General features: G+C 54.4%; 19 protein-coding genes. 9 read left to right on the top strand and 10 right to left on the bottom strand.

Translation table 11 applies throughout. The features are described from left to right. Positions 1-30: 30 nt before the first annotated feature. Genes ENH71_RS06725 through ENH71_RS06705 form a run of 5 tightly spaced genes read left to right on the top strand, consistent with a single transcriptional unit; the run spans position 31 to position 5320 of the window. Positions 31-1050: an ArsR/SmtB family transcription factor gene (locus ENH71_RS06725; protein WP_294131514.1), complete on the top strand. Its 1020-nt coding sequence runs from the start codon at positions 31-33 to the stop codon at positions 1048-1050. A gap of 50 nt (positions 1051-1100) precedes the next feature. After that, positions 1101-2258 (top strand): methionine adenosyltransferase, encoded by a 1158-nt coding sequence (metK, locus tag ENH71_RS06720; RefSeq protein ID WP_294131511.1) that lies wholly within the window; start codon positions 1101-1103, stop codon positions 2256-2258. A gap of 28 nt (positions 2259-2286) precedes the next feature. Beyond that, positions 2287-3666 carry an adenosylhomocysteinase gene (gene ahcY, locus ENH71_RS06715; RefSeq protein WP_294131508.1) on the top strand — a complete coding sequence of 460 codons (1380 nt, stop codon included), beginning with the start codon at positions 2287-2289 and terminating at the stop codon, positions 3664-3666. 60 nt (positions 3667-3726) lie between these two features. Continuing rightward, positions 3727-4572: a methylenetetrahydrofolate reductase [NAD(P)H] gene (gene metF, locus ENH71_RS06710; protein WP_294131504.1), complete on the top strand. Its 846-nt coding sequence runs from the start codon at positions 3727-3729 to the stop codon at positions 4570-4572. Positions 4573-4597: 25 nt separating this feature from the next. After that, complete coding sequence (locus ENH71_RS06705; protein ID WP_294131501.1) at positions 4598-5320, top strand: 16S rRNA (uracil(1498)-N(3))-methyltransferase; 723 nt, start codon at positions 4598-4600, stop codon at positions 5318-5320. Positions 5321-5421: 101 nt separating this feature from the next. Here ENH71_RS06705 and amtB read toward each other — a convergent pair whose 3' ends face one another. Beyond that, on the bottom strand, positions 5422-6651 hold the full coding sequence (gene amtB, locus ENH71_RS06700) for an ammonium transporter AmtB (protein ID WP_414704687.1): 1230 nt from the start codon (positions 6649-6651) through the stop codon (positions 5422-5424). 67 nt (positions 6652-6718) lie between these two features. Then, on the bottom strand, positions 6719-7057 hold the full coding sequence (glnK, locus tag ENH71_RS06695; RefSeq protein ID WP_294131496.1) for a P-II family nitrogen regulator: 339 nt from the start codon (positions 7055-7057) through the stop codon (positions 6719-6721). A gap of 359 nt (positions 7058-7416) precedes the next feature. Here glnK and ENH71_RS06690 point away from each other — a divergent pair, with 359 nt between their 5' ends. Next, complete coding sequence (locus ENH71_RS06690) at positions 7417-7662, top strand: accessory factor UbiK family protein (RefSeq protein WP_294131494.1); 246 nt, start codon at positions 7417-7419, stop codon at positions 7660-7662. Here the strand turns inward: ENH71_RS06690 and ENH71_RS06685 are convergent. Together ENH71_RS06685 and ENH71_RS06680 are read right to left on the bottom strand one after the other, a co-directional pair. Continuing rightward, entirely contained in the window at positions 7631-9196 is a 1566-nt protein-coding gene (locus ENH71_RS06685) for a YifB family Mg chelatase-like AAA ATPase (RefSeq protein WP_294131491.1), read from the bottom strand. The genes ENH71_RS06690 and ENH71_RS06685 overlap by 32 nt on opposite strands. Positions 9197-9298: 102 nt before the next feature. Further along, positions 9299-11023, bottom strand: a complete 1725-nt coding sequence (locus ENH71_RS06680) for a putative bifunctional diguanylate cyclase/phosphodiesterase (protein ID WP_294131489.1) — start codon at positions 11021-11023, stop codon at positions 9299-9301. A gap of 269 nt (positions 11024-11292) precedes the next feature. Here ENH71_RS06680 and rep point away from each other — a divergent pair, with 269 nt between their 5' ends. The 3 genes from rep (at position 11293) to ENH71_RS06665 (ending at position 14021) form a co-directional block, all read left to right on the top strand. Then, entirely contained in the window at positions 11293-13338 is a 2046-nt protein-coding gene (gene rep / locus ENH71_RS06675; RefSeq protein ID WP_294131486.1) for a DNA helicase Rep, read from the top strand. Between the two features lie 157 nt (positions 13339-13495). Beyond that, entirely contained in the window at positions 13496-13768 is a 273-nt protein-coding gene (locus tag ENH71_RS06670; RefSeq protein WP_294131484.1) for a type II toxin-antitoxin system Phd/YefM family antitoxin, read from the top strand. Next, positions 13749-14021, top strand: coding sequence for a Txe/YoeB family addiction module toxin (locus tag ENH71_RS06665; protein WP_294131481.1), 273 nt, complete (start codon positions 13749-13751; stop codon positions 14019-14021). The genes ENH71_RS06670 and ENH71_RS06665 overlap by 20 nt, the downstream gene beginning before the upstream one ends. An 80-nt stretch (positions 14022-14101) precedes the next feature. On the opposite strand, the gene ENH71_RS06660 is transcribed toward ENH71_RS06665, so the two are convergent. The 6 genes from ENH71_RS06660 to ENH71_RS06635 all read right to left on the bottom strand — a co-directional run bounded on the left by ENH71_RS06660 (position 14102) and on the right by ENH71_RS06635 (position 20975). Continuing rightward, the gene (locus ENH71_RS06660) at positions 14102-14473 is read right to left on the bottom strand and encodes a c-type cytochrome (protein WP_294131478.1); all 372 of its coding nucleotides are present in this window, start codon (positions 14471-14473) and stop codon (positions 14102-14104) included. 98 nt (positions 14474-14571) lie between these two features. Continuing rightward, complete coding sequence (locus ENH71_RS06655) at positions 14572-15012, bottom strand: c-type cytochrome (protein ID WP_294131476.1); 441 nt, start codon at positions 15010-15012, stop codon at positions 14572-14574. Positions 15013-15132: 120 nt separating this feature from the next. Beyond that, on the bottom strand, positions 15133-15792 hold the full coding sequence (locus ENH71_RS06650; protein WP_294131473.1) for a hypothetical protein: 660 nt from the start codon (positions 15790-15792) through the stop codon (positions 15133-15135). A 62-nt stretch (positions 15793-15854) separates the two neighbouring features. After that, positions 15855-16649, bottom strand: a complete 795-nt coding sequence (locus ENH71_RS06645; RefSeq protein WP_294131471.1) for a SapC family protein — start codon at positions 16647-16649, stop codon at positions 15855-15857. A gap of 82 nt (positions 16650-16731) precedes the next feature. Further along, positions 16732-18267 carry a methyltransferase regulatory domain-containing protein gene (locus ENH71_RS06640; RefSeq protein WP_294131468.1) on the bottom strand — a complete coding sequence of 512 codons (1536 nt, stop codon included), beginning with the start codon at positions 18265-18267 and terminating at the stop codon, positions 16732-16734. A 248-nt stretch (positions 18268-18515) separates the two neighbouring features. Further along, positions 18516-20975: a beta strand repeat-containing protein gene (locus ENH71_RS06635; protein WP_294131465.1), complete on the bottom strand. Its 2460-nt coding sequence runs from the start codon at positions 20973-20975 to the stop codon at positions 18516-18518. Between the last annotated feature and the right edge of the window lie 264 nt (positions 20976-21239).

Genomic DNA, 21239 nt, shown 5'->3' with positions numbered 1-21239 from the left:
AGATGCCACAGCTGGTATAGTTCGCGCTCTATGAGCACCCATTCACAAATGATCGACATCAACACGCAACTGCCCATCGGTCGCACCGCCGATGAACTGGCTCGCGTGTTCAAAGCGCTGGCGGATCCGCTACGGCTGGATATTCTGCGGCTGCTGCGCGCCGAGTCGTTTGGTGTATTGGAGCTATGCCGCATTGTCGACGTGCGACAGTCAGCCCTGAGTCATCACCTGAAAATCCTGGCCCGGGCCGGGCTGGTCTCCACCCGGCGCGAAGGTAACAGTATTTTTTACCGCCGCGCGCTGCTGCTGACAGACGATGCAATGCTGGCCGTCAAACAATCAGCATTTGCTGCGCTGGACGAGCTGCCGCTGCGCGGCGAGCTGGCAGGCGGCATACAACAGATACATGATGAACGCTCCGAGCAGTCACTGCTGTTTTTTGAGCGTCACGCTGAGCGCTTTCTGGAAAAGCAGGAGCTGGTCGCCGAATACGCGCATTACCGCGACACCCTGCGCGACCTGCTGGGGGGCCTGAAACTGCCGGAACAGGCCCGGGTACTGGAGGTCGGACCAGGTGAGAGCCCTTTGCTGAGCGAGCTGGCGACCCGGTTCCGGCACCTGACTGCGCTGGACAATTCCATGGAGATGCTGAACCGCGCCCGCAATTCACTGGCGCAGCGACTGGGCAAACACAGTTCATCGAATCCGGTAGATTTTATACATGGCGATACCCGGGCGGCGTTGAGCCAGGGTCTGACATTCGACCTGCTGATTTACAATATGGTGCTACACCATATCCCGTCGCCACGGGAAACCTTCCGGGACTGCGCGCAACTGCTGAATAACCACGGCACCTTGTTACTGATTGACCTGAGCCACCATGATCAGGATTGGGTACGCGAATCCTGCGGTGATCTGTGGCTTGGCTTTACCGAACAGGATCTTGACGCCTGGGCGGAGGAAGCCGGACTTGACTGCGGGCAACGTGTCTACCTGGGACAACGAAACGGTTTTCAGGTACAGATGCGGGTATTTACCCGAACCTTTTAATTGACTGACTTTAACCGAAACAACTGACATCAGAAGAAAGGATCTTAAGCATGACAACAAGCTTATTCACCTCCGAGTCCGTGTCCGAAGGACATCCGGATAAAATCGCCGACCAGATTTCGGACGCTGTTCTCGACAACCTGCTACAGCAGGACCCTCACGCCCGCGTAGCCTGCGAAACGCTGGTCAAAACCGGCATGGTGATTGTTGCCGGCGAAGTCACCACTGAAGCCTACGTTGACCTGGAAGACATCGCGCGTAAAGTGGTCATCGATATTGGTTATGACCACTCCGACAAAGGTTTCGATGGCCATTCCTGCGCCGTACTCAACGCAATCGGCAAACAATCGCCAGACATCGCCATGGGCGTTGACGAAACCCAGGACCACGAACAGGGTGCCGGCGACCAGGGCCTGATGTTCGGCTACGCCAGTAATGAGACCGATGTGCTGATGCCAGCACCGATCACCTATTCTCACCGACTGGTCAAGCGTCAGGCTGAAGTGCGCAAGAACGGCACGCTGCCCTGGCTGCGCCCCGATGCCAAGAGCCAGATAACCTTCCGTTATCAGGACGGCAAACCGGTCGGCATCGATGCCGTCGTGCTGTCTACCCAGCACGACGAAGACATCAGTCAGAAAGCGCTGCAAGAAGCGGTGATGGAAGAGATCATCAAACCGGTACTGCCTGCCGAGTGGCTGGACGCGAACACCAAATACTTTATCAACCCGACCGGCCGATTTGTGATAGGTGGCCCCTTCGGTGACTGTGGCCTGACCGGCCGCAAGATTATCGTTGACACTTACGGTGGCATGGCACGCCACGGTGGCGGCGCCTTCTCTGGCAAGGACCCTTCCAAGGTTGACCGTTCAGCAGCGTATGCTGCGCGCTATGTCGCCAAAAACATTGTTGCCGCCGGTATTGCTGACCGGTGTGAAATTCAGGTGTCTTATGCCATTGGTGTGGCCGAACCGACGTCGATCAGCGTAGAAACGTTTGGTACCGGGCGTATCAGTGATGAACGTATCGTTGAACTGGTGCGTGAACATTTCGAGCTGCGCCCCAAAGGCCTGATCAAAATGCTGGACCTGATTCGTCCGATTTATTTCGCGACCGCCGCATACGGCCACTTTGGTCGCGAAGACGCAGCGTTCACCTGGGAAAAAACTGACAAGGCCGAGGCACTGCGCGAAGCAGCAGGTCTGTAAACAAATTCATTCGTAATAAGGGTTATTTATGAGCACCACCGATTATAAAGTCGCCGATATTAATCTGGCCGAGTACGGCCGCAAGGAAGTTGTGCTGGCGCAGGCAGAAATGCCGGCACTGATGGCACTGCGCGAACGTTACAAAGCCGAGCAGCCACTGGCCGGCGCAAAGATCATCGGCTGTATCCACATGACCATCCAGACCGCAGTGCTGATCGAAACGCTGATCGAGCTGGGCGCCGAAGTACGCTGGTCTTCGTGCAACATTTTCTCCACCCAGGACCATGCGGCGGCATACATCGCGGCCAAAGGTATCGCGGTATACGCCTGGAAAGGACAAACTGAAGAAGAAGGCGAATGGTGCATTGAGCAGACCATTCTGAAAGATGGCAAAGCCTGGGACGCCAACATGCTGCTGGATGACGGCGGCGACCTGACCGGCATGGTGCATGACAAGTACCCGGCCATGCTCGACAGCATCCATGGCATCACTGAAGAGACTACTACCGGTGTTCACCGCCTGCTGGAAATGCTGGAAGAAGGTTCACTGAAAGTGCCGGCTATCAACGTCAACGATTCGGTGACCAAGTCCAAGAACGACAATAAATACGGCTGTCGCCACAGCCTGAACGATGCCATCAAACGTGGCACTGACATGCTGCTGTCGGGCAAAAAAGCACTGGTTGTTGGTTACGGTGACGTGGGCAAAGGTTCTGCGCAGAGCCTGCGCCAGGAAGGCATGATTGTTAAAATCAGCGAGATCGATCCGATCTGCGCCATGCAGGCCTGTATGGACGGTTACGAGATCGTGTCGGCTTACAAAGATGGCAACAACACAGGTCGTCTGGAAGATATAGACACAGCGTTGCTGGGCAACACTGACCTGATCGTGACCACCACCGGCAACATTGATGTCTGCGACAAGAATATGCTGCAGTCGGTCAAAAATGGTGCTGTGATCTGTAACATTGGTCACTTCGACAACGAAATTGACACCGCCTACATGCGCAAGAACTGGAACTGGGTCGAGGTCAAGCCACAGGTTCACCAGGTATTCCGTGGTGACGCGGAAAAGAATCCGGAAAACTATCTGATCCTGTTGTCCGAAGGCCGTCTGGTTAACCTGGGCAATGCCACAGGTCATCCGTCACGCATTATGGATGGATCGTTTGCTAACCAGGTGATTGCGCAGATCCACATGTTCAAGCAGGCCTTTGCATCACGCTCTACGGATGAAAAGGCGCAGATGCTGCGCGTTGAAGTGCTGCCCAAGAAACTCGACGAAGAAGTCGCGGCCCTGATGGTCGGTGGTTTTGGTGGCGTGATGACCAAACTGACTGCCACCCAGGCCAAGTACATTGGCGTCAAGGAAAGCGGTCCGTTCAAGCCCGAGTCTTACAAGTACTAAACCCGCTGTTGCCGCTGGCGGCCATAGCCGCTGCCAGCGGTTTGTGCGAGAGAAAAATATATGGATATCGTAGATACAGACGCACGCTTCAGTTTCGAATTCTTTCCGCCCCGCACTGACGTGGGCGTGGAAAAGCTGAAGGTTGTGCACGACGAACTGACTGCCCTGAAGCCGGATTTCTTTTCTGTGACTTATGGCGCCGGCGGTTCCACCAAGGACGGCACGCGACAGACAGTCACCCGCATCAAACAGGCGGGATCGGATGTGGCCCCACACCTGTCTTTCGGCGGTTCAAGTCGCGAAGAGATCGAGGCACTGCTCAAGAGTTACCAGGCCATGGGTATCAACCGTCTGGTCGCCCTGCGTGGCGACATTCCTTCCGGCACGGGAACAGCCTCTCAGTACTACTATGCCAATGAGCTTATCGAATTCGTGCGTAAAACCACGGGTGACCATTTTCATATTGAAGTGGCGTGTTACCCCGAGATTCACCCGCAGTCAGACAGCTATGACACTGACATCGACTTTTTCAAACGCAAGATTGATGCCGGTGCCAACAGTGCCATTACGCAGTATTTCTACAATCAGGATGCGTATTTCTATTTTCTGGACAGTTGTGCCAAAGCTGGCATCGACATTCCAATTGTGCCCGGCATCATGCCGATCACCAATTTCACCAACCTGCAACGCTTCAGCAACAGTTGCGGTGCCGAAATTCCACGCTGGATTCGTCAACGCCTGCAGGCGTACGGGGATGACAGCGCCAGCATTCGTGAGTTCGGTATCGAAATGATACAGAGCCTGTGCGAAGACCTGCTGGCCGGTGGCGCGCCGGGCCTGCACTTTTACAGCATGAACCAGACCGAGCCGGTTCGGCAGATCTGGCAGCAACTCAACTTGCGCTAACGCGGGTTCAGTTGCCGGAGGTCATATGCGGTTGTCCCGATTTTACACAGATCATGCCCTGGTGCCGGACACCGACGTCGTGCTGGACGGCGACCAGGCGCATTACCTGGGCAAAGTGCTGCGCGTAAAACCCGGGCAGCACTGCCTGCTGTTTAACGGCGCGGATGGCGAGTTTCTGGCCGAGGTGACGGATGTCAATAAACGTGACGTCCGGCTCCGTCTGCTTGAAAGGCGCAAGTCGACACCGGATTCCTCACTGGCGGTGCACCTGGGTCTGGGGCTGTCGCGCGGCGAGCGCATGGACTACGCCATACAGAAAGCAACCGAGCTGGGGGTCACCGAGATTACCCCGCTGTTCACCGAGTTCAGCGAAGTAAAGCTGAGTAACGAGCGCGCCGATAAACGCGCGGCGCATTGGCAAAAGGTTGCGGTCAGCGCCAGCGAACAATGTGGCCGCAGCTCGGTGCCGGTGATTCACAGCCCGATGCCGCTGACCGAATGGGTTACGGCGGTGCCGGCCGGACAGGGTTTCCTGCTGGACCATACCGGATCGGCCGGCTTCAGTGGCGCCGCACCCGATGCTGTGTGTCTGCTGGTCGGGCCCGAAGGCGGCACCAGCGACACTGAAAAATCGCTGGCGATTGCAGCCGGCTTTGCCACCGTCAAACTGGGTCCGCGGGTCTTGCGCACTGAAACGGCACCGGTGGTAGCACTCACCGCCCTGCAACTGCAGTGGGGCGACTTTTAAGTTAATGGGGACGGAGGGAATACTTTTTATTCCCTCCGTCCCCATTAAGCAAAAAAAAAGCCGGGCTCAATGAGCCCGGCTTTTTTTTGCGAGAGTCAGACTTACTTGGTGAATTCCGGATAGGCCTCGAGGCCACACTCGGAGATATCCACACCTTGATCTTCCTCTTCTTCAGATACCCGGATACCGATGACGGCTTTCAGGGCTATCCAGACGATGAAGCTGGTCACGAATACCCAGACGAAGATAGTCAGGGCGCCGATGATCTGGCCAGTGAAGCTTGAACCGTCGTTGGTGATTGGCACCAGCAACAGACCCAGCAGACCGCAGGTACCGTGAACAGAGATGGCACCGACCGGATCGTCGATCTTGATCTTGTCCAGGAAGATGATGCTGAACACGACCAGTATGCCACCCAGGCCACCGAAGAGGGTTGCCATCAGTGCAGTCGGCGTAGAAGGCTCAGCAGTAATAGCTACCAGGCCAGCCAGCGCACCGTTCAGTGCCATGGTCAGATCAGCCTTGCCGAACAGCAGGCGTGCAGTAATCAGCGCTGCGATCAGGCCACCTGATGCTGCTGCGTTGGTGTTCAGGAACACCATGGCTACGGCGTTGGAGTTGGCAACATCAGCCAGCTTCAGTACAGAGCCGCCGTTAAAACCGAACCAGCCCATCCACAGGATAAACATACCCAGTGTGGCCAGCGGCAGGTTGGCACCCGGAATAGCGCGGGCAGTGCCGTCAGCGGCGTATTTGCCTTTACGGGCACCCAGCAGAATCACACCAGCCAGCGCTGCAGCAGCACCTGCCATGTGTACGATGCCGGAACCAGCGAAGTCAGAGAAGCCCAGGTCGCCCAGTGTGTACATACCGAAGACAGACGCGCCGCCCCATGTCCACGCACCTTCCATCGGATAGATGAAGCCGGTCATGACCACAGCAAACGCCAGGAAGGCCCAAAGTTTCATGCGCTCAGCGACCGCACCAGACACGATGGACATTGCTGTCGCCACGAATACAACCTGGAAGAAGAAGTCAGAAGCGCCAGAGTAGACAGAGCCACCGTCAAAGCCTGCTTCGGCTTTTGATGCCAGTGCGTCTGCGACCAGCGTCTCGCCACCGGCGATACCGGTCAGGAAGTAGCCGCCACCGTACATAATGGCGTAACCGCACACCAGATACATGGTGCAGGAGACCGCGAACAGTGCGACGTTCTTGGTCAGAATTTCAGTTGTGTTCTTTGCTCGTACCAGACCTGCTTCCAACATTGAGAAGCCGGCTGCCATCCACATTACCAGTGCGCCGCACACCAGAAAGTAGAAGGTGTCCATAGCGTACTGCAGTTCAAAAATTTGGTTTTCCACCGTTATTTCCTCCGCTTGAGATCTTAGTCAGCCTTTAAACAGCTGCTTCTCCAGTTTCACCAGTTCGGATACGGATTACCTGAGTCAGGTCCGCAACAAAGATCTTGCCGTCACCGATCTTGCCTGTATTGGCCGCCTTGGTGATCGCCTCGAGTGTCTGATCCAGCAGTTCATCACCGATAGCCACTTCAATCTTTACTTTGGGAAGGAAATCCACCACGTATTCTGCGCCACGATACAACTCGGTGTGACCTTTCTGACGACCGAACCCTTTAACTTCGGTCACCGTAATGCCTTGTACGCCAATCTCGGACAGTGCCTCACGGGCATCGTCCAGCTTGAAAGGCTTGATAATCGCCGTTACTAACTTCATGTCTCGCTCCTTTCTTGTTAATACCTGCGCCGCCTATTCAGTGCAGATACACCTGACAGACACTATGCACGGGCCGTGCCATATTGAATATCCACTTTTATATCAGTTAGATACGCATTTGAACGGTGATCAGTACGCATTATGGCGGTGATAAGAAACATTTGACGCACCACCATGGTGCAAAGCATTTTTTGATCGCACCACAATCGACCGTGCTTCTGAAGGGTCTCTACAGAAGACGGAGGGATTTGCGGAGCAAATCTAATCTCCGCCCCCTTTAATCCCTGCGTCCCCTTTGGCGTGTTGAAATGCCATAATGCCGGGGAGGCACAGAATCGACTTATTAAAAGGGGAAACTCATGACCAAGCGCTCAATTATTGATGAACTTAGCGAACAGATCAGCAAGGTATTGCCACAGGTCAGCGCGGCCGGGGAAGAGGTCAGGGAGACTGTCAGGGGCGCCGTGAAGCAATCACTGGCGAAGATGGACCTGCTGACCCGCGAAGAGTTTGACGCACAAACGCGGGCGCTGAACCGCGCTGAGGAGCGCATCGGGGAACTGGAAGAGGCGGTTAAAGCGCTGGAGACACATTTAAAGCGCTGATGCCCCGATAGCTGGCCGCCTCCGCGAGGTGCCGGGGGCCGATGTCCGGACTCGATTCCAGATCCGCAATCGTGCGCGCCAGCTTGATCAGACGATGACAGGCCCGGGCGGACAGCCGCAGGCGCTCCACAATTTGCTGCAAAAGGGCATCACTGTCACTGTTCAGCGCACACACCAACTCCAGTTGCGCCGCCGTCAGCCGGCTGTTCAACACGCCTGAACGGGCCATCTGCACCTGCCGGGCCGCGATCACCCGGGCGCGCAGTGCCTCGCTGGTCTGGACAGCACTGTCACAATTGCCCGCATCCATGCTTTCACGCCCCATCGGTTCACGCCCCATCAATTCTCGGTAATCCAGTCGCGGCACCTCAACATGCAGATCAATCCGATCCAGCAAGGGCCCTGATATCTTCTCCAGATAGCGCGCGATACGCTCCGGTGTGCAGCGACACTGACCCTGGCTGTCGCCGTGGTATCCACAAGGGCAGGGATTCATCGCAGATATTAATTGCAGTTTTGCCGGGAATGTCACCCGATAGTCGGCGCGCGCAATTGTCACTGTGCCTGACTCCAATGGCTCGCGCAGACATTCCAGCACATGGCGCTTGAACTCGGTCAGCTCATCCAGAAACAGCACCCCGGCATGGGCCAGTGTCACCTCACCCGGCGTCAGATGACGACCACCGCCGACCATGGCAACACCGCTGGCACTGTGGTGCGGCGCCCGGAACGGAGGCAAGGCCCACTGCGCCGGACTCAGGGGCTGCCCGGCCACCGAACGGATCGACGCGGCCTCCAGGGCATGTGCTTCACTCAGCATCGGCAGCAAGCCGGGCAGGGTATTGGCCAGCAATGTTTTACCGGTGCCCGGTGGGCCGACCATCAGCATATTGTGCGAGCCGGCCGCCGCAATCAACAATGCGCGCTTGGCCAGATGCTGCCCACGAATATCGGCAATATCGGTATTGCGTTGCAACACGCCCGTTCCGGCGTCCCCACGCGTATGCGCCAGCGGGGACAACGGCTGATCCACAAAATGCTGACAGGCTTCCTGCAAGGTGGCAACGGCAAACGTGGTCGAGCCGGCGACCAGACTGGCTTCGGCCGTGTTGGCCGCCGGCACCAGCAAACTGCGTCCGGCATCGCGCGCAGCAATCACTGCCGGCAATACTCCCTGGACACTGCGGACATCGCCTGCCAGTGCCAGTTCGCCCAGAATTTCGGTGGTGGCCAGTTTTTCCGATGGCACCTGCCCCGAGGCTGACAGAATGCTCAGGGCAATGGCCAGGTCATAGCGACCGCCGCTTTTAGGCACCCCGGCCGGCGCCATGTTAATGGTGATGCGCCGCGCCGGAAACTCCAGGCCGGCATTCAGAATGGCACTGCGCACCCGCTCGCGGCTTTCCTTGACCGCGGTTTCCGGCAGGCCCACCATCGACAACGCCGGCAAGCCATTGGACAGGTGGGTTTCCACCGTCACCAATGGAGAGTCAACTCCCTGATTTGCCCTTGTGTAGACCACAGCTAGTGACACGCTCATCCTCCATGATGAAAGCTGTATCAGTGTTGTAGTTCAAACAGGGGAGGATTGCACAAGAAATTTTTCAAAAAACGCGCTGGCGAACGAACAAGCGTCTCAGCTTTGCGCTGCGGCTGACGACAGCACCGACTCAAAACCGCGTTCACGCTCCAGCGCCAGCAGTACAATAAAGTCGTCATAACTGATGGGTCGGCTGAAGAAGTAGCCCTGCACCTGATCACATTCGTGCTCGCGCAGGAAGTCCACCTGCTCAACTGTCTCGGCGCCTTCGGCAATCACTTCCATGTTCAGACTGTGGGCCAGGTTGATGATGGCTTTGACAATAGTGGCATCATCCAGATTCTTCTGCACACCGCTGACAAAAGAGCGGTCAATCTTCAGCGCCGAAATCGGCAGCCGCTGAATATGCGCAAACGAAGAATATCCGGTACCAAAGTCATCCAGCGAGATCGCAATGCCCAGCTCACTGAGCTGACGCAGGCTCTGATCGACCGCGCTACCCTCGATCATCATGGTGGTTTCGGTCAGCTCGAACTCCAAACGGCCCGGGGCGATATCATGTTTGCGAATGATGTTGGCCACCGTGCGCACAAAGTTGCCATCCTGGAACTGCTTAAAGGCCACGTTCACCGCAATCTGAACATGGTCATAACCCTTGGCAGAGAGCTCATTCAGGTATTTGCAGGCAGCGTGGATAACCCAGTACCCCAACGGCACAATAAGGCCGCTTTCCTCTGCCACACGAATAAAGGCCCCCGGTTGCAACAGCCCACGCACCGGATGCTGCCAGCGCACCAGCGCCTCCACACCCACAATACGATTCCGGCTGATATCAATGCGCGGCTGAAAGTGCAGCACAAAATCCTCTTTGCGCAGACTCCGCCGGATTTCGGATTCCAGCTTCAACTCCTTTTGCGCCGAGTCGGTCATATCGCGGGTATACAGTTTGCAGGTGTTGCCCCGATCCAGTTTGGCAACCCGCATCGCCATGTCGGCGTGGGCAAACAGCGTATCCACCGTCATGAGACCGGCATCCTTGATCGCCAGGCCCATACTCACGTGCATCTTGACCGCGTGGCGGGCCAGCGGGAAGGGTTTGTTCATGCCTTGCAGAATGGCATCCGTGCGCAAGGTTGCTTCTGCCTCCACCGAACCCACCGTGTTCTGGAAAACCACGGCAAACTCATTGCCGCCTATTCGTGCCAGGCGCTGAGTCGGCGCCAGACATGACTGGATGCGCTCGGCAATCAACTGAATCAGCGCGTCACCGGCGCCCTGACCATAGGACACATTCACTTTCTTGAACTGGTCCACATCAATCAGCAGCAATGCCACGCAAGCCGGTTCGCTTTTGTCAGCCAGGACCGTTGCCAACTGCTCACGCAGATGCTGGCGATTACTCAGACCGGTCAGGGGATCCGGTACCCGCGCGGGCATTGAACCGGACTGTTGCCGGCGGGCGCCAAAATGCAGCAGCGCACTTCTGAGCAGCGGCGCACTCAGGGTGTCGCGGGACAACACCTCAAAATCCTTGGTAGAGGCCTGGTGACGGTCGCTGCCAGCGGCCGGTTTGTCGGTCAGCACCACCAGAGGCAGGGCAATATGCTGGCGGCTGAGCTCCATCAGCAGGCGCGCAGCAATCTGCACATCGGAGACGGTGCCCCACAGCATCAGGGCAAAACGACCCAGATCCCGTGCCGCCAACGCATGCGGATCAGCCGGGCAGCTGACCAGTTCGCTGGGGATGTCGGTAATACTATGCAGCAGGCGTTCTACCAGACTGTGGTCGCTGTCCTGCTCAGAAATTAGCAATATGCGCACTGCGCAGCTCCCGGCTTGGGCGTAACATCAGGGTCCATACAATCCCTTAAGGGACTACTCCAGTTTCAGTTATCGGCCAGTTATTCATAAACTTGCATAATTTAGGGTGATGCAGCTCACATTTACGGAATTTACCCGTAAAATCATCACACCTGGGCCTGAAGTTACCACATCAGTCACGGATCTCGTCACGCCCGGGTTGTCGCTGCCGGCATAGGGTATACTACGCGGCCGTTGTCCATCTCTAGCGCAGGAATCATGCTACCGTTGTGAACAAGCTCAACCCCCGACAGAAAGAAGCCGTGCGCTACATCGGCTCCCCACTACTGGTACTGGCGGGGGCCGGCAGCGGCAAAACCAGCGTTATAACACAAAAAATCTCTTACCTGATAAACCAGTGCAATATTCCGGCACATAAAATCTGTGCCGTGACCTTTACCAACAAAGCCGCACGGGAAATGAAAGAGCGGGTAGGTCGCCTGCTGCGCGCCAACACCGAGGGTGCCAGCGCACGCGGACTGACCATCGCTACCTTTCATCATCTGGGGCTGACCATCATCCGGCACGAGCTCAAACACCTGGGTTTAAAAAGCGGCTTCTCCATTTTCGACGGCCAGGATGCCCTGGCGCTGCTGAAAAGTTTGATGTTGAAAGAGCAGGACGTCGACGAGGCCAGCCTGCGCACGATACAGAACCAGATTTCGGACTGGAAAAACGATTTGCTGTTGCCGCCCCAGGCGCTGGCCAGCGCACAGGATGCCGACAGCGTATTTGCCGCCCGTGTCTATGAACAGTATCAACGTCATCTGCGCGCGTTTAATGCCGTCGACTTTGACGACCTGATTCTGATGCCCGCCGTCCTGTTTCAGGACAAACCCGCCGTGCTGGAGCGCTGGCAAAACCGCGTGCACTATTTACTGGTCGACGAATACCAGGACACCAACACCAGTCAGTACCTGCTGGTCAAACTGCTGGTGGGCCCGCGCAACGGGCTGACCGTGGTGGGTGACGACGATCAGTCCATTTACGCGTGGCGTGGCGCGCGGCCAGAGAACATGCTGGAGCTGCAGAATGACTATCCCAATCTCAAGGTCATCAAGCTGGAGCAGAATTACCGCTCCAGCAACATCATCCTGCAGGCCGCCAATACCCTGATTGCCAATAACCCGCACATCTACGACAAAAGCCTGTGGAGTGAGCTGGGACTGGGTGAACCCATGCGCGTGCTGGCAGTGCCGGATCAGGACGCCGAAGCCGAGCGCATCTGCACCGAAATCCTGAGCCTGTGTGTACACAAACAGCTCAAATACGGCGACTTTGCCGTGCTGTATCGCGGCAACCACCAGGCCCGTCTGCTGGAGATCAAACTGCAGGCGCATCAGATCCCGTACCAGCTCAGTGGCGGTACTTCCTTTTTCTCGCGCGCCGAGATCAAGGACATCATGGCCTACCTGCGCCTGCTGATTAATCCGGATGACGACAATGCGTTCCTGCGCATCATCAATACCCCGCGCCGCAAAATCGGTCCGTCCATTCTCGAAGGCCTGGGCACCTACGCCAACGAGCGTGGTGTCAGCCTGATGGCGGCCTGTGATGAGATGGGGCTGGAACAGGTGATGCCGGCGCCACAAATAGACAAGCTGCGCCGCTTCAGTCACTGGCTGCGCGGTGTCGCCCGCCACTGCCAGCAGGATGACCCGATCAGAGCCATCCGCGAGATGATCAACGACATTGATTACGACGGCTGGCTGCATCAGAACAGCGCCACCCCCAACGCCGCTGAACGCTCAATCGGCAATGTGCAGCTGCTGGTGGAGTCCCTCGCCAAGAGTCTGCGCAAGGCTGCTGAAGATGCCGGCAATGACGAGCTGAGCGAGGCCGACAATATCGAAGCGGCCATCAACAAACTCATCCTGCGCGACCTGCTGGAGCGCCAGGAAGACGATGCTGTGGAAAACCAGGTACAGCTGATGACCCTGCACGCCGCCAAGGGCCTGGAGTTTCCCTGGGTGTTCATCATGGGTATGGAGGAGGAGCTGCTGCCGCACCGCAACAGCATCGAGAACGACGACATTGAAGAGGAACGCCGGCTGGCCTATGTGGGTATCACCCGCGCCCAGCGCGGCCTGGTGTTTACCCTGACCAAAAAGCGCAAACAGTTTGGTGAGGTGATCAGTTGCACACCCAGCCGTTTCCTGGAAGAGCTGCCGCAGGACAACCTGCAATGGGAAGGCCGTGGTGACAGCACGCCGGAGCAGAAAAAGCAGAAGGGGCTCGATGCGTTGGCGGGGTTGCGGGAATTGCTGGGCGGGTAAAGGGGACGGAGGAGTTTAAACTCCTCCGTCCCCTTTTAAATGAATGAAATCCGGCAGGCCTCCGGATATTCAACTAAATAACCCCCGGGCACTTGTATTTGACATGTAAGCCCACGTAGAATCGTACGGTATTCCCGTACATAATATGGTGGCCAGCATGGACACAGTCAGTGTTAACAAGTTCAGAGATAATCTGAAAAAGCTCGTAGAGCAAAGCCTGAGAGACCACGAACCGCTCCGGGTCACTAGACGATCCGGCGATGACTTTGTAGTGGTCAGCGCCGAAGATTGGGAGCGCGAACAGGAAACCTTGTATGTTTTACAGAACAGCAAGCTGATGCAGCAGATAGCAGAGTCGACCAAAACTCATGCCGAGCGTAACGGATACACGCCAACCAAAGAGCAAATGGATGAGATCACTGGTGTTTGAGGGTAGGACCTGGGAAGCGTATGAGACTATGCGCCTGAAGGACAGGAAGCTGCACGATGCTACGCGCAAGATTATCAAGGAGCTTATTCACTGTGCTGACCCCGGTCTGGGAACAGGCAAACCAGAACCATTGAAACACAATTTATCCGGGTTTTGGTCGCGCCGGCTATCCCGGAAAGATCGTATTGTTTATAAATTCGATGAGACATCGATTTATGTATTTGCCCTGGGTGGACACTATGATGAGCGCTAACGCTTGAAACAAAAAGGGGACGGAGGAGTTTAAACTCCTCCGTCCCCTTTTTAATTACTCCGTCCCCTGATAGCGTCTACTTACTCGACGCTTTCAGCCAGAACGTAATCCACAACTGCTTTCAGCTCGTCATCGGAGCAGGTAAAGCACATGCCTTTAGGTGGCATGATGTTGTTGTAACCATTGATGGTGTTCTGGTACAGCGTCTCTTTGCCTTTTTCAGCGCGTGCTGACCAGTCTTCAGAGTTGCCGAATACAGGTGCGCCTGCTGCGCCGCTGTTGTGACATGCCGCACAGCTTTGCTGGTAAGTACGCTCAGCGCTGAAGCCTTCTGAAACCTGCGCCAGTGTCAGGGACTGCTGATCCGCCGATACACCACCTACAGTCATAACAGACGCCAGGATCAGACCTGACAGTGCAACACCGGTTTTTACAAGGTTCTTCAATTTCACGTTAATACCCCTTACGTCACGCATTAAATTAGTACTGCGGTTTTACAGTCATTATCTGCCATTCAAACTGAACCGCAGATGAATAATCAAAGGATTTTCTAATTACCTGACAGGTAATCCACCAGCTCGGCGATCTGGTCATCCGAACAGGTTGAACACATGCCGCGCGGCGGCATGGCATTAATACCACTGATCGCATTGCTGACTATCGTGTCAATGCCGGCATCCGCGATACGCGCTTCCCAATGGGCAGCGTTGCTGCGCTCCGGCGCACCGGCCATACCGGTGTTGTGGCACATTGCACAATACTGGTTATAGGTGGCTTCTGCACTGAATACAGCACTGGCGGCACTCGCCGCCACGGTAGCACCACCGGAGGCGCACTCTTCACCGGCCAGGCATACATTACCCGCCGGCTGCAGACGCTCGGCAATCTGCTGCTCACTCATGGACTGAGCCCATACTGAGCCGGCAAGACCGAGACTCAGAACCAACAGGCCGAGTTTAACTACACGGGATTTAAGACCGTTGCTCAACATTCTTCAACTCCTGGCTTGGAAAAGACTAGACACTCTGTACGTCGGAACAGAGTGCTGCAGATCATGTACGGTCGCATTATACACTGTCAGCGCTGGATGGGCTATTGGGATGTAAAGGGCTTAATGATGGCGCAAAGAATATTTCTTGTTGTTGCCTGTGTCCTCCGTCGGAGGCTCAATCCACGGCAGCTCCAGCGGCAGGTGCCACTGCGCCTGCTGACATTTATCAATCAGCAGCTCTATCAGCTGGTGCACATTTTCCACCTCCAGCGGGATGGCAAAAATGGGCACGAACTGGCTGGGCTTGACCATCGCGTCGGGCATGGGCAGGCCTTTAAAAGCCAGCATCAGGCGTTCATCGCCGGACTGCACCGCCAGCTCGGTTGCCAGGAATACATGCTCAGGGCCTGAATCCGCACCATCGGACGCCCCACTCTCCACTTCCTTCCTTTCCTCAGCGTTGTCTGCCTGCGCAGCCATTTGCCGATCAGCAATCTCTTTATCAGCAGCGACCTTGGAGGCCATTGCCTCCTGATGTGCCATTTGTAGCACTTCCTGCCAATACATCGCCGGCGTCTTCTCCAGTCCGGTCAGCTCGGGCAGCTTGTTCAGCAACTGCTGCAAGATCAGCATCACCATGCGCCGGGTAAGCAACATATGCACCTCGCTATCACCTACCCGTTTTGCCCGCACAACCAGGCGGTCTTCATAGGGACTGAAGTGCATGTTGAACTGTTTGCTGATGGGATAGGTAGTGTCTTTGGGGTTCTGAGTGGTCATCTCGACTCCAGGGGCGACGCCATTGCCTTGTTGTGCACATGTAGCTCGAGCTTATGATTTTTTCATGAATCAAGTGCATCGAAATTCAACGAGCCAGAATCATCGCTGCTAAACAAATTCTCCAAACTGGAAGAAGGGGGCACTTTTGAGCTTTCATTCGCCAGATATTTAGCCCGCTGCGTCAATTGCTCCATTTGTGCAGTTGAAAAAATCTGCGCGTACGCCAGCCCCAATGCGCCCGCATTGCGCAAAGCTAACAGGCTGTCCGCGCCTATGGAGTCGAATTTTTCTTCATCGATTCTATGCAAACCGTCGATCTTTGCTGACTCGAAGTCCTCGCCTCGATCAATTGCGATTTCCCAAGGCTTAATAAGACCTGCGCCTGCAAGTGCTGAACAAACATCAGAAGTCGCTAAACGGTTTTGCTCACATTTGGTGATAAATTCCAACGTATCTGCAGCTCCTTTACTTAGAGTGCCGTCGTCCTCGAAGATCCGAGGCAAGGATTCATCTTCACTGAGGTAGTCTTCATCGACACAAAGAACCTTCTTTCCGTCAGCGTCATTTAGAAGAGTAAACGGGTACGCTCTCAAGCTTGCCGGTACGTAGTTGCAAAGCCACTGGGACGCCTTGTTGACATAAAGATTTCTATGCCCGCCAACGCCCACCAACGCCACCAATTGATAGGAGCCGTCATCGGACTCTACAAAACCCGTCACGTAGTGAGGCACCAACTTGACAACTTCAGCAAGAATCACCGGTATTACTTGGCGCGAAGCCGCAAATTCAAAACCTTCGCGTGGACGACAACGGCTGACGAGATGTTCCTTCCGTGAAAGCGCTACCCATGCACCCATGATAACTCCTGATACTTAATGATTCGATATTGGCGCATCACCTTAGTGGTTGCCGTTGCATTTGTACAGCTGGTTTGTTTGCTCAGACTATTAGTAAAGCTTTAAGTGCTGGTAGTCGTTTCTGCGCAAATTTGTCAGCTTCCTCTGTCAGTTCAGCAATATTTTCCTCGGCGCTCTCCAGCGTACTCCCATCCTTGAGAAGCTTCTGACCCTGCAGGTCCAGCAACCGCCACGCGAAATTCGCCCATTCGCCCGGCTGTTTGAGCCCCTGGTCTATCGCCAGCATAAACATCTGATTGAATCGCGAGACCTGAACACCCCCGCCAGTAACCGGGCTGGCAAGAAAGCCTATATCGTTGCTACTTCTGGCTTTTGAGCAAATCACGGAGTTTAGTTTATCAGCGTGCTTTTTGGCTTTTTGAATAAACCTCTCCTCCTGCACCGGCGCGATGTGGCCCGAAGAGGAAAGCACAAGGGTGGCCTCTATGATTTTTCCTAAATTTATATTGTCTTTGATTAAAGCTTGCTCTATTTGTGCCAATGTACGTGGCTTGTGATCCGCCATAAGATCAAGATATGGATTGTAAATGCCTTCATTCATAGCAGCCTCACCTTGAGCCCCTGTCACTTTTAGAGACACATCAGGGCGATGCGTGACGAGTATAACCCTTTGTTCTCGAATCACTTCAGCTCGCTCAAGCGCATTGAGCGTCCGAGCACCCTTGACCCAATAGTCTCTTCGAAACTGCTGGTTTACCATGAAGTCACGAACTGATTCACGAAACATGTCATTCGGAATGTCGTTCAAAAATGTTCTTTGCTCTTCACTCAAATTAACCGTATCGATATTGTCAAGATAGTGCGCAGAGCACGCATAAGTCACTTTAGCTGCCTCCAACCACTCTGCCATGGTAGCAAAGTGCATCGGGTGCCAGTCGCGATTGAAGAACTCATGGGCAAGATAGTGTCGATTTTGCCCCTTAAGTTTTGTTATCCTGTCACCTACTGCAGGGTTGGCGCGACCGAACAACGGCTGCGTCGCTATCAGTTTGTCAGCGAATTCGATAGCGCCATCGATACGTGACACGATGCCCCTGCCCTGCGCGCCGATAACTTCAGCGTGCTCCGTCATTAAATGCCGCATAGGTGCAAACGTACCCCAGCCAGGCAATGTGTTGTAGCTAACATACAGAACACCGCCCACCTTGAGTTTACGACGGACAAAATCTACCACAATCGCTCTGTTCTCGTCCGAAATCCAGCTCCAAATTCCATGCAATCCGATATACTCGAACTCCGGCAATTCATCGCGTGCTGCAAATTCCTCGAAAGATTCGTCATAAAGGCGCGCTTCCGCACCTGAGACAGCGGCAAGCTCCTGAGCAAAGCTCGCTTGCGCCGGATTAAAATCAGTACCGAACCATTTCGTTATCGATGCGGCAGCATGAAGCGTGGCACTCAATCCCTGCCCAAAGCCAAGTTCACAAGCGGTCCCTACCTCCGGAAATACCAGCCCTTTGTTCAAGAAAGCAAATTTTATTCTCAGCGGGTTCAGCTCAGTATAGTAGCCAAATGTATAACCAACATCGGCTGTATAACCCGCACTCCATTTGCTCATTACACACCCCTTTCGATTACCCTAAGTATTTGTGCCGTAAAATATACTTTTACCATTAGGCGTTGCCATAAATCTATAACATAGATAAATATTGACTAGCGCACTGAATCGCAATGCAATATTCGCAGCTATTACTCGGCTCGTATTCTTCAGTTGGTCATTGCCTCTCCAAAAAAAAGCCCCCGACCGAAGTCGGAGGCTTTTTACTTAACCTATTCGAAAACAGGTAGCTTTCTCAGTGAGAAAGATTATGCAATAGTCAGATCACCTGAAGTGATCGTGCTATCAGTCAAACCAGTCACGCCTGTCAACTTGATCAGAACGTCAGTAGCCGAAAGACCAGCTGTAGCGTCTGAGATGAAGACATAGCTATCGCCACTATGCTCAAAGATCGCAATGTCGTTTGCAGTAGTTGCAGTAGCTACTTCCACGCCAGCCGCGACCGCTGTGAGCTTCTCAGCCAATGTGTCGTCAGCAGCAACAAAAGTCGCTATACCTTCGGCATTAATAGCAGCCGTTCCAACAGAAGCTGTTGCACTTGTGCTAATGGTGAGCGCTGCCGGACCATCGATGATATCAGACCCTTTCGCGAAGTCAGTGATAGTATCAAAGTTTGTCGCAGAAGGCAGGCCAGTTGCGGTATTCGCGAAAATGAACGTATCCGCATCAGCACCACCAGTCAGCGTATCAGCACCAACACCACCTGTGATTTTATCCTTACCTGCTCCACCAACAATCACGTCAGCTTGGCCAGTACCGGTAATTGTATCATCGGCCGAGCCACCAGTGATTTTCAAGCCATTAGTACCGGTATTACCGGCATCTATGGTCAGCTTACCAGTTGCGGCAGAACCATCGATCTGGCTGTTGATGTTGGCGTTCGACGTTGCCGTAGTGAACGACAGAGCCGAAGAACCACTCAGGATAATCTTGTTGGTATCTTGATGATTGAATGCTGAAACAGTTGCAGTACCGGTACCGGTGCTTGCCATAATCTCAACAGTTTCAACATCGGAAGCGACCACGTTGGTCAATGTGCGAGCGGCATTCGTCGCAGACATAATGACCTTAACAGTGTCCAGCTGGCCAACTGTACCGGCATCTTTTACGCCGAGTGTCAGCACAGCACCGTCAGCTACTACCTGCACGTTACCTGCTTGAGTGGCATTCAGGTTGTTGAAAGTCAGACCAGTGCTGCCAGACTGAACGGCAGTGATTGTATTGTTTGTTGCCAGATTGGAAACATCCAAAGTACCCGAAGCTTCAGTCAAACGTACTGTTTCAAAGCTCTTGTACTTCGCGCCACTAGTAGCGGTTATATGAGCATCATCAGCAACGACCAAAGTATCTGTACCTGCGCCTGCATCAACTGATGCAGTACCGGCAAGAACAGCACCAGTCGTGATTGTGTCATCACCAGAACCACCGGTCACAACGATACCGGCATTGCTGTTCAGAGTAGTCGTCAGTTTACCGCTCAGGCCGGAAGCATCAACAGTCTTAACTGTAGTGTTTTCCAATGTGCCAATACTAACGTTGCCTGCACCAGTTGCCGTGATCTTGCCAGAAGTACCAGTGAATTGAGTGATGCCGCTGGTAGTCAGGTTAGTAGTCGCGTTAATGGTCAATGCAGTGGCAGAGCCGCCCAAAGTCAGGGCACCGATAGTGTTCGCTGCGCCACTGGAACTGACAGTCACGCTTGTCGGAGCGCTGGTTATATCAACCGCACCGCCAGCTACGCCGTCAGCAACGGCAAGAGTTGCGGCTGAACTTGCAGTAGCGTAGCCAAAGTCAAAAGCAACGTTAGAGCCACTGCCCTTCAAACCGGCAGTCGCACCAGCCGCCAAGTTGGTAACAATTACCTTGCTCGTAGAACGGTCAGACCAGACCTGTGATTCGGAATCGAAGTTGGCACCGTTAAGTGTTTGATCGTTACCCGAAACGTTTCGAACATTGGCTATCTCTACATTTTTGAAAAAAGTAGCAGGAATAGCACTAGCACCAGCAGTGTCTGCTGTCAGGTTCAGAGTATCCGTACCTGCTCCGCCATCAACCTGGTCGGCTGCGCTTAAAGTCGCTCCGGATGTTGCAACAACAGCGCTAATGGTATCGTTAGCAACTGTACCGGTGACATTATCTACGCCTGTGGTGAGGGTGAATGTCTGGCCTGCAGCGGCTTCGCCATCAAGCTCTGCTTTTGCAGAAGTCACGCTTGCTGCAGTGTTGTCTACTGTAGCCAGTTCTGCCTGGAGGTCTGCCAGGCTAGTTGTCGGCTGCTGCTTTTCAACTGTGTGGTATGTAGCAACTTCAACCTTGTTAGTAAAGGCAGCAGAAGCGTTGCCCCACACGGTGTCAGTTGTCGGGATTGCTTTCAGGGCAGCTACAGCAGTCAGAACCACATCAACGCGAGTTGCGCCAGCGTTCATTTCTGCGGTCAGAGCTGTCTTGACAGTAGTTTTCTCAGCTTCTGAGACCAGGCTGCCGACCATCTGGTCAACAAACTTGCTGACGAACTCAGCATTGGTCTGGAATGTTGGGAAAATGCTTTTGAATTCAGCGCTGTTGGCCAGGCTTGCAGCAATTGCAGTGTTGCTGTTGCCAGCATCGGAAGCGGCTGTCAGGTCAGAGAGGACTGCAACACCGGGAGCAGCGTCAAACATTGCTACTACTATGGTGATCAGTTCTGCACGAGTTTCTTGTGTCGCCATCTGTTGTAACTCCTTAAGGATTAATTCCAAATTGTTTTATCCGATTGTGACATGCCTAAACAGCAAATGACCGCATATCGGCTGTGCCAAGAATATACGAGGCAAGCGTTCTTCCCTGTGACCTCAATCACATCAAAGAACATTACTCCGCAAAGCCTGACAAACTCTCACTTGGGCCACTCAGGAAACGCACTCAAAAGTGTGCCACAAGCGGACAAGCGCACCTAGAATACGCCGAACCCGTATCAATGACAAGTAAAGACA

The organism is Pseudohongiella sp. (assembly GCF_011050365.1).
Taxonomy (GTDB): domain Bacteria; phylum Pseudomonadota; class Gammaproteobacteria; order Pseudomonadales; family Pseudohongiellaceae; genus Pseudohongiella.
The sequence above is the reverse complement of the archived record's forward strand: the minus strand, read 5'-3'. Positions and strand labels throughout refer to the sequence as shown.